This is a genomic window from Lysinibacillus sp. UGB7 (assembly GCF_049058285.1).
Taxonomy (GTDB): domain Bacteria; phylum Bacillota; class Bacilli; order Bacillales_A; family Planococcaceae; genus Lysinibacillus; species Lysinibacillus sphaericus_B.
Map to the genome: position 1 here is coordinate 1 of NZ_JBMGUV010000051.1, position 26,388 is coordinate 26,388.

Consider the following 26,388-nt stretch of genomic DNA (forward strand, 5'->3'; position numbering starts at 1 on the left):
TAACCTCTTGCTTGATACATTGCATACGGAACTAATACAATCAATGGCCCGTGGTGAAGCTCCTGACCGTATGATTAGTTCGATAGCTAGAAAAATGAATACATCACGTTCCAACGCTGCTCGTCTTGTATTGACTGAATCAGCGTTTTTTAGTGCGTCTGCTCAAAAGGATGCGTTCGGTGAGCTCGATGTTGAAAAGTACGAGATTATCGCCACATTAGACAGTCGCACAAGTAGTATCTGTCAATCGATGGACGGCAAGGTGTTCAAACTGGCTGATTTCGTGCCTGGCGTTACAGCTAACCCATTCCACCCAAGATGCAGGACCACAACAGCACCATGGTTTGAAGATGATTACAGTCAACGAATAGCTCGTGGTAAGGATGGTAAGGTGTATTACATTGACTCGAAAATCAAATACCCAGAGTGGGAAGCGAGGTTTGTGGCGTGAAAATATTAACTATTTTTTGTATATTGTGGTTCTCATTTCAACTATTCCGAGTGGTTGTTATGAATAAAGATTTAGATAAGATTTCTATTGTTTGTCTTTTATTAATAGCGATAGCAGTTAACATTTCTACGTTTTTGCGTTACTAAAAAATGGTGATTGGATTGATTACATTGCTAGAATTGATAATCGTTTTTGCGCTTACAGGAGCATTAGTTGAGTTACCTTTCTCTATTTGGAGGATAAAGGCAACCAATAAGAAGATTGAAAAAGCCTACGAAGAAGGTTTTCGAGAAGGGGCTAATTTCGTAAAAGATATATATGAACAAAGGTCGTAATTTTACGGCTTTTTATTTTGGTCTTTTTAAAGGCTAGACCATAAAGAAGCGCACACCACCAACAGGTACAAACCTGTATAAAAATGTATGGAGGTAATGAAAATGGATTGGTTAAAAGAATTACTTAAAACTGCTGGTATTGCAGATAATCAGGTTGAAACAATTGTGGCTAATGCCGTAAAGGAAGCTCCGAAACATGTAGTGCCAAAAGCAAAATATAACGATCTGTCGACTGCTAAAAACTCACTAGAAACACAGCTTTCAGAACGAGACACACAGCTTACTGATTTACAAAAGCAAGCAAAGGGCAACGGAGAGCTTGAAAACACAATTAAAGAGCTTCAAGAGGCCAATAAACTCGCTGCCACAAAACATCAAGAAGAACTAGAAGCTTCGAAAATCGAAAGTGCTATTGATTTAGAGTTTACAGCTGCCAAGGCTCGAAACTTAACGGCTGCTAAAGCATTGTTAAACCGTGAAGGATTGTCTCTAGACAAAGACGGTAAAACAGTCATTGGTTTAGCTGATAGAGTAAAAGCTCTTGTCGAAGGTGAAGAAACTAAATTCGTGTTTGATTCTACTGAAACAGTAATTACAGGCACGAAACCAGGTGGTCAACCAAGTGGTGGAGATAGTCCGGTAGATACCTCAAAAATGACATACTCTCAAATGGTTGCTTACCAACAAGCGAATCCAGAAACAAAACTTTAATTAAAGGATGGTAAAAACACATGACAAAATTTGATGCTAAATCGTTTAATCCTCAAGCGTTTGGTCAATATGTAGATCGTATTCCAAACTTGAAACGCAATGAATTATTAAAATCAAAGGCATTAAAAGCTAGTTCTGAAATTCGTGGTTTGTTCAACTCACAAACGACAACAGCTTATGGCCGCATTCCTATGTTCGGCAATTTAGATGGTGCCGCGCTTAACTACGATGGCCAAACAGACATCACAGCTACAAGCACTGAAACATTTGAACGTGGAGTAGTTGTTTATGGCCGTGCGAAAGCGTGGATTGAAAAAGACTTCTCAGAAGACATTACAGGTGGCGTTGACTTCATGGACAACGTTGCACAACAAGTAGCGCAATATTGGGAAGAAATCGACCAAGACGTGTTGCTATCAATTTTAAGTGGTATTTTCGCAATGACAGGGGTTAAAAACCTTGATTTTGTTACTAATCACACTTATGACATTACTGCTAAAACAGGCGACGACTCACAAGGTAATCCATTAAGCAAAGTAGGTCCAGCAACACTTAATAATGCTATGCAACAAGCATGTGGTCAAAACAAATCGAAATTCGCAATCGTTATTATGCACTCAGCAGTAGCGACGAACTTAGAAAACCTACGACTGTTCAAGTATTTGCAATACACTGATGGTGACGGGATCCAACGTGACTTAACAATCGGTACTTGGAACGGACGTATTGTATTAGTGGATGACTCAATGCCAATCGAAGAAGTGGCTGAGGATGGTGGCAATCCAGCATATACAAAATATACAACATACGTACTTGGTGAAGGTGCTTTCGATTACGAAGATATTGGCGCTAAAGTGCCTTATGAAATGGCTCGTGATGCAAAAACGAATGGTGGTCAAGATACATTGTATAGCCGTCAACGTAAAGTATTGGCGCCATACGGTATTTCTTACGAAAAGAAATCGCAAGCAACATTATCACCAACTAACTCAGAATTTGCAGATGGTCAAAATTGGTCATTAGTGCACAACGATGGTGCTGGCGCAGCACGAAAAGCAATCGATCACAAGGCTATTCCAATTGCTCGTGTTATCTCTCAAGGCTAAAAGGGAGGTGTAGACCATGCTAGAAGATGTTAAAGTACGGTTAAAGTCGTTAGGGGTAACGGTATCTAGCGAACCAAGTAATCCAGATGAAATCATGCTGGAATTTTGTATTATTAAAGTAACTAATCACATTAACAACCAAACAAATCTAACAGAAATTCCTCAAGGCCTCCACGAAATCGCAGTGGATATGGTCGTTGGGGAATTTTTATATGCTAAAAAATCAATGGGGTCACTTGATGTAGAAACGCTCAATTTAGAGGCAGTAGTTAAACAGATACAAGAAGGAGACACCAATACAGTCTTTGCTATTGAAGCCAACAGCACTCCTGAAGCTCAGTTTAATGCCTTTATTGCATATCTCCAACACAACGAAGTAGACTTTGCGCGTTATCGGGTGATGTTATGGTAAGTGCACGTAGAAAGGCTATTGAGTCGTTGTACAAAGGATTGTGTACTGTGAAGGTATGGCGAGAGGTTGAAGATCCAATTACACATGCAACTACGCATAAAGAAGTGACGTTGTTCACTAACCAAAAGTGTAAGCTATCGTTTGAAAAGCAAACGTCAACTACTCCAACTGGTGGTCCAGCATTGATTGCTCAGACAACTAAACTATTTATTGCACCTGAGCTTGATATACCAGCAGGATCTAAAATAATTGTGACTCAACACAACAAAACGACAGAATACGCTCGTAGTGGTGAGCCTGCAATTTACACGGACCATCAAGAGATACAACTTGAGTTATTCGAGAGGTATTCTTAATGGGTAGAGGTGGACGCGTTGATTTAAGACAGTTGAAAGCTTTCGAGAGGAAGTTAGCAAAGTTAGCCGAAGCAGATTACAAAAAGTTTTGTGAAGATGCAGCTAAAGAATTGGCAGCGCGGCTATTATCTAAAGTTATTAAAAGAACCATAGTAGCTGACCCTTCCACATGGCAAACACCCGTTAAAGGTTATGTGGGTGGTACATTACGCAGAGGTTGGACAGCTAAAACACATGCCGAAGCTGAATCAGGTAGAGGTAATGGAAACAACGTAAAGCAATTTGCTGATTCATTAACAGCTAAAAAGGTTGGTAATGTATACGAAATTGAGGTTATAAATCCAGTGGAGTATGCTTCTTACATTGAATTTGGCCATAGAACATCTAATCATCAAGGATGGGTAAACGGAAGGTTCATGATGACTATTAGTGCTGACGAGGTAGAACAACAAGCACCTGCCATTCTTGAGGGGAAGCTTTTAATAATGTTAAGGGGGGCTTTAGATGGAGATTAATGATATTCAAAATGCTATATCTGTTAAGCTCCATGAAGCTTTCGGAGTAAATTACAAAAAGTATATCGATGAAGTACCGCAGGGGTTTAAGACTCCTGCTTTTTTAATTCAATTTTTGAACTTAGAGCATATCAGACAAATCAGTAAACGATGGAAAGTAACAACATTATTCAACGTTCAGTATTTCCCTCAAGGCGGTCTTTCTGAGGCGTCTAATATGACTTTGAAGGTACAACAAGCACTAAAAGAAATAACACTGTTAAACGGCTCGTTGATGCTCGGAACAGGTTCAAACAGCGAGGTAGTTGACGGTATGGCACATAATTTCATTCATTTTAATTTCTTTTTACAAGAAGTTGAAGAGAAGATTTTTATGGGCTCGCTTGAACAATATACGAAAACGAAAGGGTGAATGTAGTGGCAGAAAAAAATGAGTCAATTAAAGACAAAGCAAAAGTAACTCCTGCTGATGTATCAAAAACTTTAGGAACATCTAAATTTACGAAATCACAAATCGTAAAAAGTAACAAATACATGACTCGCCGTGATGCACTGAATGCGTTACTAGAGGATAACAAACAATACTCATTCACCGAAGTGGATGGGATTCTAAAGAAGTTTGATAAAGGAGGGAAGCAATAATGGCATTAGGTGGAGGTCTATTTTTAACTCAAAACAAAGTGTTACCTGGTACGTATCACAACTTTATTTCAGCAGAACGAGCATTTGTGAATCTATCTGATCGTGGTTATGTTGGTTTACCAATAGCGCTCGATTGGGGCGTTGATGGTGATGTATTCGCAGTAACACAAGAGGACTTACAAAAAGATTCTCGTAAAATCTTTGGCTATGATTATACGGATCCAAAATTAAAAGGCATTCGTGATGTATTCAAAAATGCGATTACAGTTTTCTTTTACAAGCTTGCTGTTGATGCTGTAGCAGCTACAAATGATTATGCAACAGCGAAGTATAAAGGGGTTCGGGGTAATGACATCACCATTGTTATTCAAGCAAATGTCGACGAACCAACGAAGTTTGACGTACAAACATTACTCAAAAATGTTCTTGTAGATGAACAAACGGCTGTTGCTACTGCTGGTGATTTAGTAGCCAACGACTTTGTAACATTTAAGAAGGATGCAACACTCACTCTAACAGCAGGGACACCATTAACAGACGGTTCAAACGGTTCTACCATTACAGGTGGTGCCCATCAAGAGGCGTTGGATGCTTTAGAAGCATACGGATTTAACACACTAGGCTGTCTATCCTCAGATACCTTAACTAAATCGCTATATACCGAATACGCAAAACGTATTCGTGATCAAGTGGGTGGTAAGTTCCAACTAGTAGGTCACAAATTAGGTGCTACTGACCACGAGGGTGTTATTGATGTTCCTAATAGTGCTATTGGTGAAGGAGAAGAAGTGTTTGGTGGAGTTTACTGGACTACAGGAGCACAAGCAGGTGTGGCAGTTAATAAGTCTAATACCAACAAAAAATACGATGGTGAACATACGCTTGATATGTCAGAAACAAAGACACAGGCTCAACTCATAGCGCTTTTAAAAGGTGGAAAATATGTATTCCATCGTATGGGTGACGAGATTCGAGTATTAGAGGATATTAATACATTTACATCGTTCACAGTGGATAAAAACGAGGATTTCAGTATGAACCAAGTTATCCGAGTACTTGATCAAATTGCAATCGATACAGCACAATTGTTTAACAATCGTTATCTTGGGAAGGTTCCAAATGATCAAGACGGACGTATTTCATTATGGAATGACATCGGTGCGCATCGAATGGAAATGCAACGTATTAGAGCTATTGAAAACTATAACAAAGATGTTTTAACTGTAGAGCAAGGTAATTCGAAGAAAGCTGTTGTAACAAATGAAGTTGTAGATGTAACTGTCGCAATGTCACAACTTTATATCACAACGACAGTAGCGTAAGGGAGGGAATCGAATTGAAAATAAGCAAAGTGTTAGGACAGGCAAAGGCCGCTAATTTATTACAAGACTTTTTACAAACACCAAAGAAACCAAAAGTCATTTTCCCATTGGATCTTCAGTATTTCGCAAATAATACCATGCATGCTCGTGATGCATTACATGGCGCACAAGGGCGAGCATATGTAACGATAGAAGGAAATCGATATTTATTCGCACAGTTAATTAATTTAGAAGCTCGTATGGATAAGACGAAAACTCAAATCCCTATCATGGGACGTGTAGCCAAAGGTAACAAATCTACTGGTGCAGAATATTCAGGTAGTGCTACATTCTACTTCAATACATCGATATTTCGTAAATTATTAAAGCGTTACAAAGAGACTGGTGAGGACGTTTATTTTGATATTCAAGTAACAAATGAAGATGGTTCAGCAAAGGTAGGGCGCCAAACAACTATCCTAATCGACTGCAATATGGATGGTGGGATCATCGCTGCATTGGACGCAGATGCTGAGTATTTAGAGGATTCTATTGATTTCACATTCGAGGATTGGGATATGCCAGAAGAGTTTACAACACTACAAGAAATGCTATAAGACTAGAGCTCACTATGTGGGCTCTTTTTAATTACACAAAAGGAGGCTAGCTTAATGCCATTTAAGGTATCGGATATTACAGATACAGTCATTTATAATCAAAATCCAAAAGAAGTTTACAAAAACGTCCTTAATGACATTGGTAATTATTTTAAGTGTAATGCAGAAAGATTATCAGCAAGCATTGAGGATAATCATGCTGGAATGAAAATCGAAATCGATATACCAATCAACGGTATAGTTGTTATTTCAACCAAGGTTGAAGAGTATGTAACAAAATGTATTAAGGAAACTGTTGATGTTGATGAAATAATTGATAGATTTGGTGAAAAAATTGAGAAAACTTTGGAGGAATTAACTAATGGCTAATTTAACAGCATTTTTAGCGCAAAACGCATTGAAACAGGAGAACGAGAAGGTAGTAGTATCAAAACGTTTTGTACAGGATGGCAAACCCGTTAAATGGGAAGTAGCTGCTATCACTTCTGATGAAGATGATCAATTACGTAAAGACAATACGAAACGTATGCCAGTGCCAGGTAAAAAAGGAATGATGGTGCCAGAGACAAACTATACAGCATATTTAGCAGCCCTTGCTGTTAAGTGTACTGTATTCCCTAACCTTCATGATGTGGAGTTACAAAAATCATATGGTGTAATGGGTGCCGAAACATTATTGAAAAAGATGTTACTCCCTGGTGAATACGATGAATACCTAGCAAAAATACAAACAATCAATGGTTTTGATGCAGGTATGGATGACGTAGTAGAAGAAGCAAAAAACTAATCGAGGACGGTGACTACGAAGCTAATGTGGCATATTACTGCTTACACAAGCTTCATAAGTGGCCGTCTGAGTTTGATAATTTGCCTAAGTATGAAAAAGCTTTTGTTGTAGCTGCTGTACAAATTAAACTTGCTGCTGATGAAAAGGCAGAGAAAGAAGCTAAACGTGGAGGCAAAGGTAAGGGCAAGAAACGTAATAGATAAGTGAATATGCCAGAATGGTATAGTGAAATCTCTCCACATTATGTATATTTGTGTATGAGGAGGAGATTTGATGAAAAAGATGCTTCATCTTTTGATAATTGTATTAGTTGGTTTGTATTTCCTTTACGGTTTGTCTGGAATATTCTTAAACTTTAAAGGCTATGAGGGTGCAGACTTTTTAATTGTCGCAATTTTATTGGTACTTGTTGCTTTGTTAGAGGTGTTTTTAATAAAGCAATATAAACGGACATTTAGTTTTGAGGCTATAGAAGCTCGTGAACAAAAAGAAGCTGATAAAAAGAAAGAAAAGTTCGAGGTAGAAAGTAAAATACTTGGATCTAAATCTAGACAACAGCTATTAGACGCAGATTTATGCATCAAGGCTAAACACATGGCCGGTTTACCAATTGCAGAAGGGGCAGAAATCTTTGTTTATAGATGCAAGGATAAAGTCATATTCGAAAGAAATCAAGATACAGTTGAATTAGAAATAAATAAGGTTAGAGATATTCTTTTAAAAACTGATGTCGAAATTCAAAAAAGTTATGTGAGTAGTGCTGGCGGGGCTGTTGGTGGTTACGTTCTATTTGGTCCCTTAGGTGCTATGATTGGTGGTAGAACAAAAGAAAAGAAAAGCACAATAACAGAGAAATACTTAATTTTTGGATATGAAAAAAATGGTGAATTAGATTATATATCGATGGAAGTTACTAATGAACCGAATGCAGATTTGTTTAATACTAATTATTACAATTTATCTTCAAATGACAGACGTGTGACTAGTCTCTAAGAGCGCCAATATTGGTTGCTCTTTTTTTGTTTCCCAATAAAGGATGTGAAATGATGGCAACAATTCGCACAGCAATACAAATTCAAGACCGTTTAAGCCAACCAATGCGAGCGATGCACAATGCAGTATCTATGATGGTTAATCAAATGGAGGCAATGCATACAGCTTCTGGTAGTATGATGGACACTTCTAGTATTGAAATTGCAAGACGAGAGTTAGCAAGTGCAGCAAATGAATTTAATCGAATGGAAGATGAAGTTCGAAATGCAGGTGATGCTCAACGAGGTTTTAATAATAATATCAGGGATGGAACAACCGCCGCTGATGGATTACTAAGCAAAATAATAGGTATTGCTGCAGCTTACTTATCATTTCAAACTGGAAAAAATATTGTAGCTTTATCTGATGAAATGATTAATACACAAGCTCGATTAGAGCTAATGAATGGTACTTATCATAAAAATGCAGAAGCCGCTGGTAGCATTAATAATATGTTAATGACAACAGCAGAGTTACAAGATATGATTTTCGATTCCGCGCAACGTACTTTTACTTCTTATCAATCCACAGCTGATATGGTAGGGAAATTAGGTATGCAAGCGTCTAAGGCATTTAATAATACGTCTGAAATCGTTGCATTTGCGGAACAAATCAACAAAACATTTTCTATTGCAGGTACATCAGCCGAAGGTATTAGTTCAGTCATGCTCCAGTTAACTCAAGCAATGGCGGCAGGAAAGTTACAAGGTGAGGAATTAAATGCTGTATTGGATAATGCGCAACCAATAGTCGCCAATATTCAAAGGTATTTAGAGGAAGCGTTGAATATTGATGCTTCTAACGTTAAAAAATTAGCGTCAGAAGGTGTTATAACTGCTGACATTATTAAAAAAGCTATGTTTTATGCGGCAGAAGAAACGAATGCGGCATTTAATAAAATGCCTACTACATGGTCTGGTATTTGGACTGTAATGACAGATAGGGCACTTAGAGCATTTACTCCTATTCTACAAAAAATTAATGATGTAGCTAACAGTGATAGAATAAAGCAGATGATGGACAATTCAATTGTAGCGTTTGAAAATCTAGCAACAGTTGCAGTAATCGCTATGAATATTTTAATATCAGGCGGAAGTTTTATTTATGATAATTGGTCTTTAATCGCTCCGGTAATTGGAACTGTTTCAGCAGTATTAGGAACCTATGCAACAGCATTATTAGTGGTAAAGGCCGCTCAAGTAGTCACAACTATATGGACAGGTTTACAAACACTGGCGATGGGTTTACTTACTGCAACAACTTGGGCAAATGTCTCTGCAACGTTTGCTGCAACAGGAGCGATGTGGGGATTAAATGCAGCAATGATGGCAAACCCTGTTTTTATTATTATTATGGCAATTATCGTACTTATAGGAATAATATATTTGGCGGTAGCTGCAATAAATTACTTTACAGGGTCTTCTGTTAGTGCAACAGGTATTATAGCTGGTGCATTCATGGCTTTAGGTACTCATATCTATAACGTCATTGCTTATTTGTGGAATATATTTGCGGCAATCGCAGAATTCTTTGTTAACGTTTGGAGCCATCCGATGTATTCAGTTAAAAAGTTATTTTACAATCTTGCTAGTAATGTATTAGATCAAACGATTGCCATGTCAAGTGGATGGGATAAGTTTGCGACAGGGTTTGCAAACGCAATGATTGATGCGGTTAATAAAGCTATCCAGGCATGGAATTGGTTAATAGATTTACTACCAACGGACATTGCAGCAAAGATTGGGTTAGGCAAGGGTACCGAGTTCTCTCATAGAACATCAATTACAAGTGATTTAAAAGGGGTAAAAGCAGGGCTGAAAAATTGGGTAGGAGAAGCTCCTGCTGATTATTGGGAAGCACCAAAAATGGAAATGAAGTCATTAGGTGCTGCTTGGGATACAGGAAAAAATTGGGGAGCTGATCTAGTTAATCGCGATAAGAATAAATCTAGTGCCTTCGATCAAAAAGCAATAGAGGATGCAATGAAAAATGCACTCGGTGACAAATTAGATAAAGCAAATCAAAATGGTGATAAGACAGCAAAGAATACAGCAAAAGCAGCTAAATCGCTAGAAGGTGCAGGCGAGGACTTGAAGTATATGCGTGACCTAGCAGAGAGAGAGGCTATTAATCGATATACAACGGCCGAAATCAACATTGATGCTAGAAGTGAAAACCATATTAATAATGAATTGGACATTGATGGTGTTATCGATCGCTTTGCTGAAAAGGCAGAGGAAACAGCTGCTATGTTAGCGGAAGGAGGCCCAACAGACAATGTATAACTTTTTTGCAGATGGTGTACAGTTCCCTGTCGCCCCTTCTGAATTACGTACTAAGATTAATGGTCGTAATGAAACGATTGTGCTGATGAATGACGGCGAAGTAAATATTATAAAAAAAACAGGTCTAACGGATATTGAGTTTGAGGTATTACTCCCAAACGTCAAATATCCGTTTTCCGTTTATCCCAATGGTTTTCAGCCAGCTACATTTTACCTTGATAAACTTGAGAAATTAAAAGTTGGTGATAAGCCGTTTCAGTTTATCGTGAACCGTATGATGCCTAATGGAAACCTACTCTTTGATACGAACATGACAGTATCTCTAGAGGATTACGAGATAAATGAATCTGCTGAGAACGGGTTTGACGTAATGGTGAATATCCGTTTGAAACAATACCGAGCATACGGCAATAAACGAATCATTATACAACCTGCTACAACATCCAGTAACGCAACAAGTGCACCAACTAAACAAAAGGCTGTCGTTGAACAAAAACGTCCTACAACGGGCAAGGAAACACCCAAAACACATACTGTCGTCAAGGGCGATACGTTATGGGCTATTTGTAAAAAGCATCTTGGTGACGGTTCCAAGTCTGATGAAATTGCAAAACTCAATAACATCAGTAATCCAAACGTAATTAAAGTAGGGCAGGTGATTAAACTTGGCTAAATCACAACTTTTCATCATGTCTCGTGGTCGTTTTTTTGAATGTGCCGTAGAGGAAGGCATCGAGTGGGAAACACACCGTAAGGGTTCACCAGGCAAGTTAACGTTTAACATCATCAAAGATGATGTGCTAGGCTTTCATGAAGGAGATGCTGTTCGCTTTGACTATGATGGCCATAAAATATTTTTCGGCTTTGTGTTTACAAAAAAGCGTAACAACAATCGTATTATCAGTGTTACTTGCTATGATCAATTACGTTATTTCAAAAACAAAGACACCTATGTATATGCCAATAAAACGGCTGCTCAAGTCCTCCAAATGATTTCTGAGGACTTTAAGCTGCAGACAGGTATCGTTGCTAATACGAAACATAAAATTCCGTCAAGAGTAGAGGATAACCAGGAATTATTTACAGTCATGGGCAATGCAATTTCTGAAACTACTTTAAACACTGGTGATTTATATGTGTTATACGATGACTATGGGAAATTAAATCTACGTGACATCAAGATGCTCAAATCAGATTTATTAATTGATGAAGAGTCAGGTGAATCGTTTGAATATACGACATCTATTGATGAAAATACGTACAACAAAATCAAATTAGTACGTGAAAATAAAAAGACTGGAAAACGAGAAATTTTTATTGCTCAAGACAGTTCGAAAATGAATGAGTGGGGCGTACTGCAGATGGTAGATAAACTCGATGAAAAAGGAAATGGCAAAGCGAAAGCAGATGCTATGCTTAAACTTTACAATCAAAAATCGAGAAAGCTTCATATAAATAAAGTGTTTGGAGATCCAACAATTCGAGGCGGCACCACATTAGGCGTGCAAATGTATCTTGGTGATTTAACAGTAGCTAATTTTATGATGGTTGAGACAGTGAAACACATCTTTAAAGAATCGGACCATCGAATGGACTTAAAACTGATTGGCGGTGATTTCGTTGCGTAGTATGGAGGATATTTTAATAGAGTTTCAAAAGATTGTTCAGGGTGTATTAAATGCTCAAAAACTTTGTACTATCGTATACGGCACCATCATTAGTGTAGAGCCTTTAGAGGTATTTGTGGACCAAAAGCTTACTTTAAAAAAAGAACAATTAAAATTGACTCGTGCTGTCATGGATTACGAGGTGGATATGACAGTGGACCATGTTACTGAAAATCGTTCTGGTGGTGCTGGCGAAGCATCATTCGCTTCTCATAATCACGAATATAAAGGGCGAAAGAAATTCTTAATTCATAACGGTCTTGTTTATGGTGATAAAGTAACCATGATACGAGCACACGGCGGACAACAATATTTAATTATAGATAAAGAGGTGGTTTGATGCTTCCGCAGGTTGTAAATGATGGACTGACACTCGATTTTGAGGAAGTCATTGAACCATCGAAGAACTATAAATTAATACCTGATAAAGATCGCTGTGTTGGCTTTGTAGATGAACTAGAGGCCATGAAACAAGCGATTTTTTTAATGCTTTCAGTAGAGCGATACGATCATATTATCTACACATGGAATTTTGGCGCCGAGTTTAAAGATTTATTTGGCAAGCCAGTAACTTATGTAGCCAGCGAAGTGCAACGTCGTATTCGGGAGGCTTTATTGCAAGATGACCGTATTAATGAAGTTGATTCTTTTGCAGTAACTACAAAGAAAAACAAAGTACATGTACAATACACAGCTCACACCATTTATGGCGAAATCACAGCGGAGAAAGAGGTGGAATACTGATGGCAGAACCACTCAATTTAGATGCAACTTATGAGGATTTGATGGCTCAAAAGATGGCCGGCATTGACAACTCACTAGACAAAAGAGAAGGTACATCGATGATTTTTAATGCGACTGCAGCAAATAGTGTTGAGACAATCCAAATGCTCATGACTGTGAAGAATTTCGTCGATATGGTATTCGCTGATACTGCACCAAGAGATTATTTAATAAGACGTGCTGCCGAACGTGGCTTAAAACCATATGAAGCTACATTTGCTAAACGAAAAGGTGTATTTAATATTGATGTACCTATTGATAGTCGCTTTAGTTTAGATGACTTAAATTACGAGGTAATTGAACGTATTTCACAAGGTCAATTCATTCTACAGTGTGAAACATCCGGTAATGTTGGTAATTTGTTTTCAGGGCAATTGATACCGATAGATTATATCAATGGCTTACAAACTGCTACATTAACCGATGTTTTAGTACCAGGAGATGACGAAGAAGATACAGAGACATTTCGTAAGCGATATTTCAATTCATTTGAATCACAAGCATTTGGTGGAAATCGAGCAGATTACAAAGAAAAGGTCGGTTCTCTACCAGGTGTAGGCGGTGTCCGTGTCTATCGTGCTTGGAATGGTGGCGGTACTGTTAAATTAGTAATTATAGACTCGCGTTATGAAAAGCCAACGCAAACATTAGTAGATGATGTACAAGAGGCAGTTGATCCAATTGATAAAAGTGGTGAAGGAGTAGGGACTGCTCCAATTGACCATGAGGTAACAGCGTTCGCTGTTGGTGAATCTATCGTTAATATCGAAACATATATTACTTATCAAATTGGATGGGACTGGCCAGCTATTGAAATAACAGCTAAAAGTGTAATTAATGAATATTTTCGAGAACTAGCTGCTGAATGGGCAAATAGTGAGGATGATAATGCAGGATTAGTCGTTCGTGTATCTCAAATTGAAACTAGGCTATTAGGTGTTGCTGGCGTATTAGACATTAAGGATACAAAACTAAATGGTGTGCAATCAAATTTAGTTATTGATAAGGAGTTTATTCCGAAATTGGGTGTTATGAGTGGCTAGAGACATAGATATTGTTCAATATTGGCCCCAAGTTTTGCGTGAGATTAAAGAATTGCTAGCAACTGCTAAAGTAGAAAATCTTGTTTTATCATCATTATGGGAATTGATTGAACAAACTTTGAATGACCAATTTACATTAACAACTTCAGAGGTCGGAGCAAAACGTTATGAACAAATGTTGAAGATAAATCCAATGGATAATGATTCACTGGAAACACGACGTTTTCGTATTTTAACGCGTTATCAAGAACAAGCTCCGTACACTGAGGAGGTATTAATACGGTTATTGAATAGCCTATTAGGTGATGGCTCTTATGAACTCACAATTAATAAAGCAGATAAAACATTAGATGTGAAAATGGAATTGACTGTAAAAGGAATGTTTGATGCAGCAAAAGATTTACTAGAGCGAATAGTACCGCAAAACATGGAGCTAACAGTAAGATTACGATACATTCAACATAGTGTTTTACAGGGATATAAGCATGTTGAATTAAAGCCATTCACACATGACCAAATCAGAAATGGGGTGATTTAGTGAAGAAAACACCAAATTACAACTTATCGAAACCGGATCAAACAGATTTTTATAATGTAGATGATTTTAACGGGAACGTAGATATTATTGACACAACTTTAAAAGATCATGCTGATCATATAAATAACAAGGACCTGTACTTACAGACAGGTGAACGCACAAAGTGGAATGATGTAGCTACAAAAGCAGTTAGAAAGGGTCTTGGTTATCATCCTAGTAATGACGCAAACTTAATTGGAGAGACATCAGTTTATGCTTTGGATGCCTCAGGTGTGAATACACCTCCTGTTGCAGGAGATGGCTGGACTACAATGTTTACTGCATCCCCTATGGAAACACAAAGTAGATCATTTCAAATTGGTCAGAAGTGGAACGATAACTTAGGTCTTTTATGGTACAGACGGTATAATTCAGCTTGGGAAAATTGGAAACAAATATTTTTACATCATAACACACGTCTTTTTAAAATTAATCTGAACGACATTCAATACGCAGGTACTTATGCTATAGGCGATGAAATTGTAAATTCTCCAAATGGAGATGCTTCTTGGGGTGCATTGTTTGTGACTCGTTCAGCCGACTATACGCACCAAACTTATCATGGATTAGGTGGGACGTATCAACGTCAACTTGTTGGTGGATCATGGAAACCTTGGAAAAGGTTATTAACACAAGATGACTATGATTCGCTTTTCACATCTGTAAGTAGTGGGAAATCTAAAGTAGCATCCTCCACTACCCAAATGGGAGTACCAACTGCCGCGGATGCTACGTTTGACGTAATGGCTGCAAACATTCTGAAAATACAATCTGGTATGAAAAAAGCAACTGGTGTAGCATATACAAACGGTGCCTATAACATTGATGTTACTAATGCTTTTAACTTTTTACCTAAACTAATAATCGCTAAAAGAGTAGGAGCTCCACATAACGGAACTGATTTTTCTATTTATTGTGACCCAAGAATTTATGGTTCTCCTGATAATAAATCGATTGATGCTTATAGATACAATTACAATGGGGCAGATGTAAATAACGATGGTCAAACAGGATTAAAATTAGGTGGCTTTATTTTGCAAGTGCAGACGATTTCTGAAAACAGAGGATACTACTGGGCTGCTTTTGGTGATTAAGAAGGGAAGTGATTATTATGACTCAAGTAGGTGCAAGAATATTTGCGAATAAAGATGGTCAGTTACTAGCTACCATAGGACAGTATGAAGGTGAGTCAGTCATACCCAAACCTCACGCAGAAGGTGTTGTGTGTATTGATTTAGACTATAACGCTTATGATTGGGATACAGAAGAAATTATCGGAGTCGATATGGAAACAATGACCCCTATTATTAAAAAATTACCAATACTTGAAACGGATGAACAACGGCGTATCCGTGAGCTAGAGGATACTTTATTATTACAAGCAAATTCAGAAAATGGAGGGATTTTATAATGGTCAATCAAGTAGTGGTACGTATTGCAGCAGAAAGAATAAAAAATGGTGGTCTTAATCCAAAAACAGAGAAAACTTATATCATTGATGACATCACGAATACTGATTACAGAAAATCTGTTGAGGATTACATTTTAGAAAATACAGAGGGGATATAAACGCGAGCAGAAGCTTAGCGTTATTTTTTATGCATTTTTTAGCACTGTGAGAGCATTCGGGATGGGCAATGGTACATGTTACTGAATCTCGAAGCTTCTCATGGTGCTTGTTTATTTACTCAAAAAGGGCAAAGGATGGTGTAGAAATGGAAAGATTTTTTGTATCAGTATTAGGCGGGGCTTTATCATTTTTAATTGGGGGTTGGGGGTTGTTACTTACAGTGTTGTTAGTATTTAACGTTTTAGATTTTGTAACGGGTATGGCAGCCAACTGGGGAACTATTAGTAGTAAACGTGGTTATCAAGGAATCATTAAAAAGGGAATGATGTGGGTTTGGATTGTTGTTGCTAACCTAATTTATTTAGTGTTACTAGATCAAGGTTTTACAGTAGGTCAAATCATACCGGATGCAGTAGTTATTTTATTTATTTTAAATGAAATCGTGAGCTTAGGTGAGAACAGTGCAAAGTTAGGTTTAGACATGCCTGGACCAGTAAAGCGTGCATTAGAAATCTTTGATAATCACGAAAAAGAAGGTGAAAGTAAATGACTTACGCATTCAAAAAAAATCTATTGCCATCCAGCAAGTATGGAATCAAAGCACCATACGCAATGGCACCGCAGTACATCACTGTACACAACACGGCCAATGATGCTTCGGCAGCCAATGAAATTAAATACATGTTAAGCAATAACAACGAGGTATCCTATCATATTGCTATAGACGACAAAGAAGTAATTCAAGGCATCCCGTATAATCGAAACGCTTGGCATTGTGGAGACGGTAGAGGGTCGGGAAATATGAAGTCAATCGGTGTTGAAATTTGCTACAGCAAAAGTGGCGGAGCTCGATATGAAATAGCTGAAGAAAATGCAGTACAGTATATCGCAAAATTACTCAAGGAGTATGGCTGGGGAATTGATCGAGTAAAACAACACTACGATTGGTCTAAAAAGAATTGCCCGCATCGCATTAGAGCAGAGGGACGTTGGAATAGCTTCTTGAAACGAATTGAACAGACTATGAAGCCAACGACACCAATTACACAACCAAAGGAGGAACCAAAAGTGAATACACTTACATCAACAGCTAAAGATGATTTAAAATCATTACTTAAAGATGCTCATAAACAAGGTATCTTAAAGGTAGACCATAGCGAAAAGGTAGGCTCAATGACAGACGGTGAAGCATTAGGTTTGCTGATTTCGGTGGTTAAACGAACTATATAACAAAACAGACCACGAAGAAAATATGATGTTTTTCGTGGTTTGTTTACATTTATTAAAAAAAAAGCATTATTTCTGATATATTAGTAGAATAGATAATTTTACATATGGAGGAAATTTAATGGATGTTTTTAGTAGTAGTATTTTAGAAATACCTAATAAAACAGGTTATTGGTTAGTTCGTGCTGACGGTGGGAAATATTATGAAGATTTTTTCCTTAATAACTTCATTGCCGTTTCAGATAATGAAATTACTTTTGATTTAATTAAGGAATATAATAATGGAAGTCTTGTTGGTATTGCTATAGATCATTATAAAGATCTTTACAGCAGAATGTATACACCAAAATGGTCATCTCAACAAATTGCCCATGCTGCCAGTAGAACACAGAAATTTATTTCAGAGATGAAAATCAATGATTTAATACTAGTTCCCTCAAAAAATTCAAAAGATTTTTTAATAGGTATTATCACAAGTGATGTTTTTGAGATAACTGAAGAAGAGATAACTTCTAAAGTTGAAGTTAACTATGCAATTAATCCATTTCTCAAAAGAAGAAAAGTACACTGGTTAAAAGAGGTATCTCGCCGTGAAATTTCGGAAAAACTTTACTGGATATTATCAGCACATCAGACTATTTTTAATTTAGAGGAAAATAAAGAAAATATCAATCAGTTATTAGCACCAGTATATATTCAAGATGGAGTAGTCATGGAACAATAAAGATTTCAAAAAAAGAAGGATTGAATGCAAATGAATGGTATGATTTGTATTCAATAATTAAAAAACATTCAGATAATACTGAAGATGAGATGATTATTAAATCAAATGTACAAAGTCCAGGATTAATAGAGTTTGTGACGGAGAATCCCGTGACAGTAGTAGCTATCGTCACTGTCTTGAGTGGTTTTATAATGGGTGAGGTTAATATGATTGGGATTAAAATAAAAGGATTTCTTCCTTATTTCCAATCACACAAAAAAGGTAACTTAGAGATTGAAGTGATGGCTGAAGAAAAAAAGGCAAAACAGCTAGAAAACGAACGTACTCAATTTGAATTAGAAAAAGATAAAGAAATTTGGGAAACAAAAAAATTAGAGAATCAAGCTGAGCGGTTGAGGCTCCAACTTCAAATCTCTAATTTCGATGCAGGTAGGGTATTCGAAGATCAAACGCAAACGGATAATCAGGACGATCAGGATGCGGATGAATCCTGAAAATAATACCAGTTATTGTGATTAATAAAATGAAAATTAAAGTCATATTTGGAATGAACAATGAAATCAGCTTTGTAACAAGGTAAACAGAAGACAAGAGCAACGCATAACCATATATTACTTGGATGAATTTCATAATATTTTTCCATTCCTTTCGATTGATTAACTTTATAATCTCATTAAATGCATTTTTTTTCAAGAAATAAAAATAATATTATACGTTAAACCAGTTGCATTTTCAATGAAATTGTAGTATAAGTTGCATAAAATAATTATAATAAAGTTTACCATAAAAATCAAGAACATTTGTTCGTTATCGACTGACATAAGAACTTACCATATACTATCTTATTCACATTTATAAAAAAAGATGTAGACGTCGACTAGGCCTATACATCAGTTTGTTAAGAGCAATGTGATAAACCGTTGATGTCATGGTTAACAAATGAACACACATAAACAATGACGTCCAGGTATTCAATAATTTGAACCTGGACTTTTTTTATTGCCAAAATAAGAACGTTAGTTCTATAATATAAATAAAAAAAGAACTGACGTTCTTATTGGGAGTGGTTTTATGTTTCATGATCGAGGTACGATGAAATGGACTGCTATGATGCTACCAGAGCATTTAGTTGAAATTAGAAAGTGGAAACAGGAGCAATTTCATGAAAAGAAACGTGATTTAGTCGAATGGGAACTAGAGGAATTACAACGAAAAATCCAACATGTTACTGCAATGAAAAAGCTTGTAACACTTACTTTGTGGGATAATAACCAGCTACATGATGAGACAGGTTTAATCACTGCAACAGATACAAACAAAAAAGAATTGCTGTTAGAAACCGAAACGGCTATTAAAAGAATAACATTTGATAAAATCCAAAATGCGGAATTAGTTGACGCAGATGATTAAAGGTAATTAACAGTTATATATAGAAGAAAGCCACTCATTTTAATAATAGTGAGTGGCTTTCTTCTATATAAAAGATTTTATAAGACAATATTATTTAAAATCGCTATGCGTACCATAATTAGTCGCTACATCTTTTAAATCCGAGGCTTTAAAGTTAGCTTGCCAGTTGATATTGATGCCATGTGAATTGCCTCTAAATATCATTTTCCTCTAGGTATGAGTTCAAAAGAATCTTCAAATAATAACGTATGGAAAATAATCTAAAACTTATAAAATTAAAAAATACAGCTAAGTATCATTTCAGACGTCTGAAATCAAATTGTACTTATTTAAAAATGCATGCCTACGAAATAGACGAGGAGGGTAACTATATATTTTATGCACTATTTAGATGTAAACGTAGCATAAGTCTGAAAAAAGTAATTTTGACAGCAGAAGGAAAGATTGTAGACATTATCCTTTAATACTATTGTAGTTTGTCTAATATTGTAATGATATATGTATTATTCTGTCGGATAATGCAATGTTGCGTGTCGTATTTTGTTGAATTATACAATAACCTCGACATTATTTTCAATTTGGGCTTGAAACCCATTTAAAAATAATGCTTCCAATGCTACCATTAAAGTAATAAATATAAAGAACTCTTGTTCTTAATTAATATGCGAATGGGGTGCTAAAGAATTATTAATATTTTCAAGAAAAAATAAAAAAACCACATCTCAAGTTGGCGCTTGAAATGCGGTACTAAATTCGAGTGACATCCACTCCATGAAACTAATATGTATTGTACCATTTAATCGGTCCAATTAGAAGTGGATGTTACTCCTAAATTAGGAGTGAAATAATGGAAATGATGAATGATATGTGTTTAGAAGCAGTATTGAACTTTTCTGAGTCGTATAATGTTACACCACCTTTAAAAGGAAACTTAGAGAATTGGTGGAGGGATGCTACTGATCAATTAAAAGATTGGGAGGTACAGTTATATTACATAGCTTTTGAAAGAGGAATAAAGAATGGTGTACTTAATGGTGAAATATCATCAATGATGTTTAAGGAACTACAAAGACATGTATTGAATATAGAAAATAAATACCAACCATATTAACTAACACAAAAGGGTGCCCACGAGGTGCCTGAAATAATATAAAACTAGATAAATAGATAAAAACAATCTACTAAGTTATTAATTAATAATAGTTTAAAAACTTTATATCTAGAATTTATAGAAGTGCATAAAAGCGCAGAAACCTATAACCACAGCCTTCTAAGCCGTCGGTCGGGGGTTCGAATCCCTCCTGGGACGTATCAAGGTTCAGAAAGAATAAGATTGAACCAACTGAAAAGCGCTTTAAATCCTTTAACATCAAGGGTTTGAGGCGCTTTTCCTTTTTTTGAGAATACGTTAGAAAAGGATAGAAAATGAAAAGTTTCTACACATTTTCTACACAAAAAAGGTATTACTAAATCGTTTCGTGACTGTTATTGAACTAAGCCGCAAAAAGGTTAAGTGTAACTATTTGCATACGATTAGCCGAGCAGACTTCAAGGCAACCCATATTTCATTAATTTTTATTAATCAATCAATTCTTTTTTAATCATTTAAATAGTGTTCCTAGAAAGGGCAGTTTCACGATGAAAGTTTGATTATTTGTATTAAAGTTTGATTAGTCGTTTGAAAAATAATAAATGTATTTATAAATGTGAATTAATTTATTCAACAAACGGGCCATATTGTTGAACAAGGCGTTTAAAGAAAATTGTTCTGAGTGAAGAGATTGTATGTTTACACTTAAATTAATGGGCAGTATATTAAAAGAAGTCTATTTGGCATAGAAAGGAGGAAAAACTGAGTTGAATTGGGGATTTTTTAAAAGGAAACAAGCATATTATCCTGCTGACAGCTATTCAAAAGATTATATAGAAGAAATGTTACAGGTTACTGGCAAATATGAAGTATCACGAATACCTGCAATTTTTGAGTTATTATTAACCAGTTCTAATGAATTGAAAGTTAGAACAGCAAAAGTTCTTCATGACTATGTTCAATCATTAAACATTCTTGAATTATCAAAGCTTGATAATTTGTTTAGAGAGCGGTCTTCATTGGATTGGTCATATGATTGGAAAACTGAATCTCCAGAGAATTTATTAACAACCGATATGACTGAAGAAGTGAGATTAATGATTCTAGGTTTATGTAGCTTTCATCCAAGCGGATACTTTAGAGAAAAAGCACTTCATTTATTAGATCAGCATGATTCAGGTAAAGAATTGTCCTATTTGCTTATAAGATGTAACGATTGGGTTACAGAGGTAAGGGATACGGCTAAAAAATATGTTGAGCGTCGTTTAAAACACTCATATGTAAATAATATTGTAAATAACCTTCCATTAGTATTTAAGTTAAAGAATACAAATAGAAATGATAACAGAAAAATTTTTGAACAGGTGGTTCATATTTTATCTCAAAAGGAGTCATTTCCCTTTTTAGATAAAGGTACTAAATCTAATTTTGGTAAGATAAGATATTTCTGTTATCGAGTCATTATATCTTCAAAAATGTATAATAAAGAACTACTTTTAAAATATCTAAAACTAGAAAAAGAACCTCATCCACGTCTCTTGCTGTTTAATGAATTAATAAGTGATATTAGTGTTGATGAATTTAAGTTATATTACCCAACTTTAAAGAAGGACAAATTTCCAATGATACGGGCAAAAGTATTAGAGAAATATTTCTCTTTCTTTCCAGATGAGAGCATCAAAGAACTAGAAAATGCACTATTAGATAAGAGTGGTACGATTAGGTCAATAGCAAGATTCCTATTAAGTAAACAAAATAAATCCGACTTCGCCTCTTATTACATACGAATGTTAAAGTCTTATCAATTGGTTCGGGGGGCTTTATTAGGATTAGGAGAAGTAGGTAAGAAAAATCATGTAGAGTTAATAATTCCATACTTAGATGATAGTAATGTTTCAATAGTTAAGGCTGCTATCCGTGCAATATCATTATTAGATGGAGAAAATCATAAGGCAGAATTTGTTGGATTGCTTGATCATAAAGATGAAGGAATATCTAAAGTTGCAAGAAGGTCATTATCGACAGTTTATTATAAGGATATCAAGGAACAATTATATAGTTTGTATACCGAGACGAATTACAAACATACAAAATATAATATTGCTCTTTTGCTAAGTTCACTTTCAAAATGGGATGCAATAATCTATATTATAGAGTTTTATGTGAATGAGGAAGAAAGTGAAATCTCAAGATTAGGGAAAACCAATTTTATTAATTGGATAGTAAATTTTAATCGTACTTTTGATTTGCCAACTAAGAACCAAATTGTTTCAATTAGGAACACATTATCAAAGTATGGTAGTGAATTAGAAAAAAGCGACGTAAGTGAAATTGAATTTTGTATAAAAGGTTTTCAATGATAAACTTAATTAATTTTATAATAGTTCTATTTCCTAAAGTATCCAGAACTAATTATTGTGAAGTGTTTGTTATGAATTTCACTTTTTCTAACGGGGAGTGTAAGTTTAACAAGCTAAGGTAGGAATCATTATCATGATCTTCAACAATCGGGCGTTGTTTTTGCGCTACATGGATGGCTAACGGGGCAGAATAATGGAATTAATCTAAAAATTTCCAAATTCAATTTTAGTATCGAGGAATTACGCTTTTTAGAATTAGAATTTCCCTAACATTGTAATTCCGCATTTTCTTAAACTACATCAATTTGTATGTGTAAAATATCGCTTAAAAAAGTGCAAAATACCTCCTGAAGCAACCCGTCCTAGATTAGAACGGGTTAGCTTTACTGAGATTATAAAATTAAATAGCTATATTCTCACTTTATATTACTTCATCTGGTGGCTGTGTCTTTCTCCACCCATAAAACTGCATGATGTCTTTTGATCATATAAATCATTTCAATTCCCACCTTTCATGTTTTTTAATTAACAAAATTAATATAGACGAATACGAATATAATTTTCTACTTTTCTTCGGTTCTCCTCAAAGATTTTTTTCGCATTTTCATTATGAAGTGCTTTCTCAAGAGAGATCTCACGTTTTGTAATAGTTATCGTGAGAGCAAAAATGTTTAATATCATTTATTATCACCTCCTTAAATTACCATGAAAAATGAAAAAAACCGTAGAGAGACTCCCCTACGGTGAAAAAAGGCACAAAAATACCGCAGGGGCACACTTCTCCCTGCGGTATGGGTATGCTTAATTACAAAAAAACCTTAAGCGATCCATTCCGATCTGGTCGAATGTGTGATTTTCATTTTTACTGAAGTTGTAACTACCAATGACATCAATTTAACGATAACGATCATTTCATTCGACCTCCTTAAGAATTTTTTGTTTGCTTTGTAAGTATATCTATCTTTAAGTTGTTTGTAAACATCTTTTACTAAGTTTTCCTGATTGTGTTAATTACTAGAAAAACTCTTTGCTGCTTTACATTGTTAGTTACTTGATTTTTTCGGAGTAGCAAATAGAAGATATAGAAGACTTAAAGCCAAAAAACATAATTATTATTAAGACAGGGATTTCAGAAATGGTTTAGAATTATTAAATTTAAGGACAATCATAGAAAACCCTGGCTCTTTCCGACAGCGAAAATTCAAGTAAAGAAAATTTAAATTATTTTCTAATATAGCTCAATAACCTTTGCTGCTAACTTTGATGAACATACGAGGGATAAAGGGAGAAGTAAAATAAACTTTGCTCCAAATATTTTATAATTGTATAATTTATGTATAACTGGTTGATTTGAAACAGTGTATTACTATGAATATTAAGCCCTCAACCACAATAAAAAGGATTACAATATTTGCGTGAAGTGGGAATCTAATCGCAACTATGTGTATTATTATAGATAAAAGCTAAAATAGAAGGTGTAATGAAAATGGGTTTTCCCTTGATTGGAAGAAAAAAATTATTAAATACCAGGAGGACAACTAATCGCTCTAAAAAAGCAAAATCTAGAAGTTTAGTATTTACGAGCTCGTTATTTCTCTCCGCCCTCATAATTATCGTAATCGGATTAATGATTTCCCTGTCCATACGCGATCAACGTGGGGCGTATTTTCGCCAATTTGATGAATATGGAAAAGTATTCAAATCCATAACTCAACAAAATGAACCTCTTGTTGCCGAAGCAACGAAGACAATTCTTGAGCATCAACCATTGGAGGGAAAACCATTCGAGGAACTCCCCAATATTTTGAATTCTATGAACTCCAATCATATGGTAGTGGATGTCTATTTATTAACACCGGACATTATCAAGAAGGATGGCAAAGAATACTTATATAACTCAGAATATGGACGGGATCCAGTTGAATATGCTGAAGAGTTAGGTACGTTATATGAAATAGATTCGGAATTTCTTAAAAGTTACGAAGATGCAATGAGAAACGGTAGCACATTAACTGATGTTTACACTGATGAAGGTGGAACTTTCATCTCGTATTTAGCGCCGATTAATGACGGAAGCGGGAAACCAGTTGCGTTGTTCGGTGTCGATTTCGATTACGGGATTGTTAAAAAGGAACTTCAACGGATTCTATGGACGAATATCACGGTTGGTATTTTTTTTGTACTTATGTTAATCGGGTTGGTTGTATTCATTCTTCGTAAAATGTTGCGCCCGCTTGCACGTTTAGCTGAAGTGTCTGAACATGCTTCGAAAGGCGATTTAACCGTTGAAATTCCTGTACTGAACCATAATGAGATTGGTAAGGCTGCAAGTTCATTTAATCAGATGATTAGCGGACTTCAGGTATTGACCCATAACATACAAAATTCTTCGAATGAAGTTGCTGTATCTTCTTCTCAATTGCAAGAAAGCGCTGCCCAGACCGAAGCAGCTACACAAGAAATCACAGGTGCCATTCAAAACATTGCTGTTGGGCTCGATGAACAACTTCGTCATACTAATGAGTGTCAACAATCAATGAAGGAAATGGGAATGGGTATTCATAGAATCGTAGATGCATCCTCCGTCGTCTCAGAATTGGCTTCGGTTACAGCAGATAGCGCAAATGCAGGATTGAAGGATATAGAAACAACAGTTGCTCAAATGAGCACAATTGAACAAAACTTGAAAACATCGGTCGAAGCAATCCATGGACTGAAGAAATTAAGCGATCAAGTTAGTGAAATGGTTACATTAATAGGTAGCATTGCTAATCAGACCAATTTGCTTGCACTTAACGCATCGATTGAGGCATCGCGAGCAGGTGAGCATGGTAAAGGTTTTGCCGTTGTGGCTCAAGAAATTCGTATACTCGCTGAACGGTCCAAAATCTCTTCGGAGAAAATAACTGACATACTCCAAGGCATCAGCGATCACACGAGTAAAACAGTGGTTTCTTTGGATAAATCAATGACAGAAGCCCAGGCAGGTACACACATTGCGAATAAGGCAGGGCAAACATTTAGTTCGATCGTGGAGTCGATACAGAAAGTGTCCGATCAGATTGACGAAGTATCTGCTGCTTCGGAACAACTGTCATCAGGAAGTGAGTTAGTTGCGGCTTCACTAACAGTGCTGGAGGGTATCGCAGATTCATCTTCAGCCGACTCCGCTCACATCGCCTCTTCATCAGAAGAACAACTTGCAGCCATGCAAGAGGTAGCCAGTTTTGCAGCTATGCTTTATGGGCTGGCGGATGAATTGAAACAGAGTGTTGACCGTTTCCGTGTAAAGTAGGTTACTAGTTAAAACCGCACTTAGACTAGTTACGGTGAACCGTACCACAAGTGATGGTACATAGGATGAGAAAGGAAGTTATTTTAGATATT

General features: G+C 36.1%; 34 protein-coding genes. 33 read left to right on the plus strand and 1 reads right to left on the minus strand.

Annotated elements, in window-relative coordinates; all coding sequences use genetic code 11:
• From ACOMCU_RS26295 to ACOMCU_RS26450, 32 genes are all read left to right on the plus strand, one after another.
• On the plus strand, positions 1-451 hold a 451-nt coding region (locus ACOMCU_RS26295; RefSeq protein ID WP_421051998.1), incomplete at its 5' end, for a minor capsid protein.
• A gap of 170 nt (positions 452-621) precedes the next feature.
• The gene (locus ACOMCU_RS26300) at positions 622-786 is read left to right on the plus strand and encodes a hypothetical protein (protein ID WP_421051999.1); all 165 of its coding nucleotides are present in this window, start codon (positions 622-624) and stop codon (positions 784-786) included.
• 102 nt (positions 787-888) lie between these two features.
• Positions 889-1,497, plus strand: coding sequence for a phage scaffolding protein (locus tag ACOMCU_RS26305; RefSeq protein WP_421052000.1), 609 nt, complete (start codon positions 889-891; stop codon positions 1,495-1,497).
• A 20-nt stretch (positions 1,498-1,517) separates the two neighbouring features.
• On the plus strand, positions 1,518-2,603 hold the full coding sequence (locus ACOMCU_RS26310) for a phage coat protein (protein ID WP_421052001.1): 1,086 nt from the start codon (positions 1,518-1,520) through the stop codon (positions 2,601-2,603).
• 16 nt (positions 2,604-2,619) lie between these two features.
• Positions 2,620-3,015, plus strand: coding sequence for a hypothetical protein (locus ACOMCU_RS26315; RefSeq protein WP_421052002.1), 396 nt, complete (start codon positions 2,620-2,622; stop codon positions 3,013-3,015).
• 47 nt (positions 3,016-3,062) lie between these two features.
• On the plus strand, positions 3,063-3,371 hold the full coding sequence (locus ACOMCU_RS26320) for a hypothetical protein (protein WP_421052003.1): 309 nt from the start codon (positions 3,063-3,065) through the stop codon (positions 3,369-3,371).
• Positions 3,371-3,886, plus strand: coding sequence for an HK97 gp10 family phage protein (locus tag ACOMCU_RS26325; protein ID WP_421052004.1), 516 nt, complete (start codon positions 3,371-3,373; stop codon positions 3,884-3,886). The genes ACOMCU_RS26320 and ACOMCU_RS26325 overlap by 1 nt, the downstream gene beginning before the upstream one ends.
• Positions 3,876-4,298, plus strand: a complete 423-nt coding sequence (locus ACOMCU_RS26330; RefSeq protein WP_421052005.1) for a phage tail terminator family protein — start codon at positions 3,876-3,878, stop codon at positions 4,296-4,298. Before ACOMCU_RS26325 ends, ACOMCU_RS26330 begins: the two co-directional genes overlap by 11 nt.
• Positions 4,299-4,303: 5 nt before the next feature.
• Positions 4,304-4,528, plus strand: coding sequence for a hypothetical protein (locus tag ACOMCU_RS26335; protein WP_421052006.1), 225 nt, complete (start codon positions 4,304-4,306; stop codon positions 4,526-4,528).
• A complete protein-coding gene (locus ACOMCU_RS26340; RefSeq protein ID WP_421052007.1) occupies positions 4,528-5,850 on the plus strand; it encodes a phage tail sheath subtilisin-like domain-containing protein in 1,323 nt (440 codons plus the stop codon). Before ACOMCU_RS26335 ends, ACOMCU_RS26340 begins: the two co-directional genes overlap by 1 nt.
• A 14-nt stretch (positions 5,851-5,864) precedes the next feature.
• The gene (locus ACOMCU_RS26345) at positions 5,865-6,446 is read left to right on the plus strand and encodes a phage tail tube protein (RefSeq protein WP_421052008.1); all 582 of its coding nucleotides are present in this window, start codon (positions 5,865-5,867) and stop codon (positions 6,444-6,446) included.
• A 54-nt stretch (positions 6,447-6,500) separates the two neighbouring features.
• Positions 6,501-6,815 carry a hypothetical protein gene (locus ACOMCU_RS26350; protein WP_421052009.1) on the plus strand — a complete coding sequence of 105 codons (315 nt, stop codon included), beginning with the start codon at positions 6,501-6,503 and terminating at the stop codon, positions 6,813-6,815.
• The gene (locus ACOMCU_RS26355; RefSeq protein WP_421052010.1) at positions 6,808-7,233 is read left to right on the plus strand and encodes a phage tail assembly chaperone; all 426 of its coding nucleotides are present in this window, start codon (positions 6,808-6,810) and stop codon (positions 7,231-7,233) included. The genes ACOMCU_RS26350 and ACOMCU_RS26355 overlap by 8 nt, the downstream gene beginning before the upstream one ends.
• 80 nt (positions 7,234-7,313) lie before the next feature.
• Complete coding sequence (locus ACOMCU_RS26360) at positions 7,314-7,436, plus strand: hypothetical protein (RefSeq protein WP_421052011.1); 123 nt, start codon at positions 7,314-7,316, stop codon at positions 7,434-7,436.
• Positions 7,437-7,506: 70 nt separating this feature from the next.
• Positions 7,507-8,226: a hypothetical protein gene (locus tag ACOMCU_RS26365; RefSeq protein WP_421052012.1), complete on the plus strand. Its 720-nt coding sequence runs from the start codon at positions 7,507-7,509 to the stop codon at positions 8,224-8,226.
• A 53-nt stretch (positions 8,227-8,279) separates the two neighbouring features.
• Complete coding sequence (locus tag ACOMCU_RS26370; RefSeq protein WP_421052013.1) at positions 8,280-10,550, plus strand: tape measure protein; 2,271 nt, start codon at positions 8,280-8,282, stop codon at positions 10,548-10,550.
• Positions 10,543-11,223, plus strand: a complete 681-nt coding sequence (locus tag ACOMCU_RS26375) for a LysM peptidoglycan-binding domain-containing protein (RefSeq protein WP_421052014.1) — start codon at positions 10,543-10,545, stop codon at positions 11,221-11,223. Before ACOMCU_RS26370 ends, ACOMCU_RS26375 begins: the two co-directional genes overlap by 8 nt.
• Positions 11,216-12,178, plus strand: coding sequence for an XkdQ/YqbQ family protein (locus ACOMCU_RS26380; RefSeq protein ID WP_421052015.1), 963 nt, complete (start codon positions 11,216-11,218; stop codon positions 12,176-12,178). The genes ACOMCU_RS26375 and ACOMCU_RS26380 overlap by 8 nt, the downstream gene beginning before the upstream one ends.
• Before the next feature lies 1 nt (position 12,179).
• Positions 12,180-12,557: a DUF2577 domain-containing protein gene (locus ACOMCU_RS26385; protein ID WP_421052031.1), complete on the plus strand. Its 378-nt coding sequence runs from the start codon at positions 12,180-12,182 to the stop codon at positions 12,555-12,557.
• Positions 12,557-12,961 carry a DUF2634 domain-containing protein gene (locus ACOMCU_RS26390; RefSeq protein WP_421052016.1) on the plus strand — a complete coding sequence of 135 codons (405 nt, stop codon included), beginning with the start codon at positions 12,557-12,559 and terminating at the stop codon, positions 12,959-12,961. The genes ACOMCU_RS26385 and ACOMCU_RS26390 overlap by 1 nt, the downstream gene beginning before the upstream one ends.
• Complete coding sequence (locus ACOMCU_RS26395) at positions 12,961-14,043, plus strand: baseplate J/gp47 family protein (protein WP_421052017.1); 1,083 nt, start codon at positions 12,961-12,963, stop codon at positions 14,041-14,043. The genes ACOMCU_RS26390 and ACOMCU_RS26395 overlap by 1 nt, the downstream gene beginning before the upstream one ends.
• Positions 14,036-14,581 (plus strand): putative phage tail protein, encoded by a 546-nt coding sequence (locus tag ACOMCU_RS26400; protein WP_421052019.1) that lies wholly within the window; start codon positions 14,036-14,038, stop codon positions 14,579-14,581. Before ACOMCU_RS26395 ends, ACOMCU_RS26400 begins: the two co-directional genes overlap by 8 nt.
• Positions 14,581-15,714, plus strand: a complete 1,134-nt coding sequence (locus ACOMCU_RS26405) for a pyocin knob domain-containing protein (RefSeq protein ID WP_421052020.1) — start codon at positions 14,581-14,583, stop codon at positions 15,712-15,714. Before ACOMCU_RS26400 ends, ACOMCU_RS26405 begins: the two co-directional genes overlap by 1 nt.
• 17 nt (positions 15,715-15,731) lie before the next feature.
• Positions 15,732-16,031, plus strand: coding sequence for a hypothetical protein (locus ACOMCU_RS26410; protein WP_421052021.1), 300 nt, complete (start codon positions 15,732-15,734; stop codon positions 16,029-16,031).
• Complete coding sequence (locus ACOMCU_RS26415; RefSeq protein ID WP_421052022.1) at positions 16,031-16,189, plus strand: hypothetical protein; 159 nt, start codon at positions 16,031-16,033, stop codon at positions 16,187-16,189. The genes ACOMCU_RS26410 and ACOMCU_RS26415 overlap by 1 nt, the downstream gene beginning before the upstream one ends.
• 146 nt (positions 16,190-16,335) lie before the next feature.
• Positions 16,336-16,740, plus strand: coding sequence for a phage holin family protein (locus tag ACOMCU_RS26420; protein ID WP_421052023.1), 405 nt, complete (start codon positions 16,336-16,338; stop codon positions 16,738-16,740).
• Entirely contained in the window at positions 16,737-17,420 is a 684-nt protein-coding gene (locus tag ACOMCU_RS26425) for an N-acetylmuramoyl-L-alanine amidase family protein (protein ID WP_421052024.1), read from the plus strand. Before ACOMCU_RS26420 ends, ACOMCU_RS26425 begins: the two co-directional genes overlap by 4 nt.
• A 118-nt stretch (positions 17,421-17,538) precedes the next feature.
• Positions 17,539-18,141: a hypothetical protein gene (locus tag ACOMCU_RS26430; RefSeq protein WP_421052025.1), complete on the plus strand. Its 603-nt coding sequence runs from the start codon at positions 17,539-17,541 to the stop codon at positions 18,139-18,141.
• 20 nt (positions 18,142-18,161) lie between these two features.
• A complete protein-coding gene (locus ACOMCU_RS26435; RefSeq protein WP_421052026.1) occupies positions 18,162-18,635 on the plus strand; it encodes a hypothetical protein in 474 nt (157 codons plus the stop codon).
• A gap of 577 nt (positions 18,636-19,212) precedes the next feature.
• Positions 19,213-19,551 carry a YolD-like family protein gene (locus ACOMCU_RS26440; RefSeq protein WP_421052028.1) on the plus strand — a complete coding sequence of 113 codons (339 nt, stop codon included), beginning with the start codon at positions 19,213-19,215 and terminating at the stop codon, positions 19,549-19,551.
• An 847-nt stretch (positions 19,552-20,398) separates the two neighbouring features.
• Complete coding sequence (locus ACOMCU_RS26445; RefSeq protein ID WP_421052029.1) at positions 20,399-20,662, plus strand: hypothetical protein; 264 nt, start codon at positions 20,399-20,401, stop codon at positions 20,660-20,662.
• A 746-nt stretch (positions 20,663-21,408) separates the two neighbouring features.
• A complete protein-coding gene (locus tag ACOMCU_RS26450; RefSeq protein ID WP_036130549.1) occupies positions 21,409-23,001 on the plus strand; it encodes a HEAT repeat domain-containing protein in 1,593 nt (530 codons plus the stop codon).
• 534 nt (positions 23,002-23,535) lie between these two features.
• On the opposite strand, the gene ACOMCU_RS26455 is transcribed toward ACOMCU_RS26450, so the two are convergent.
• Positions 23,536-23,682, minus strand: coding sequence for a YrzI family small protein (locus ACOMCU_RS26455; RefSeq protein ID WP_010860099.1), 147 nt, complete (start codon positions 23,680-23,682; stop codon positions 23,536-23,538).
• A gap of 946 nt (positions 23,683-24,628) precedes the next feature.
• Between ACOMCU_RS26455 and ACOMCU_RS26460 the strand changes: the two genes are divergently transcribed.
• On the plus strand, positions 24,629-26,296 hold the full coding sequence (locus ACOMCU_RS26460) for a methyl-accepting chemotaxis protein (RefSeq protein ID WP_421052030.1): 1,668 nt from the start codon (positions 24,629-24,631) through the stop codon (positions 26,294-26,296).
• Positions 26,297-26,388 lie beyond the last annotated feature (92 nt).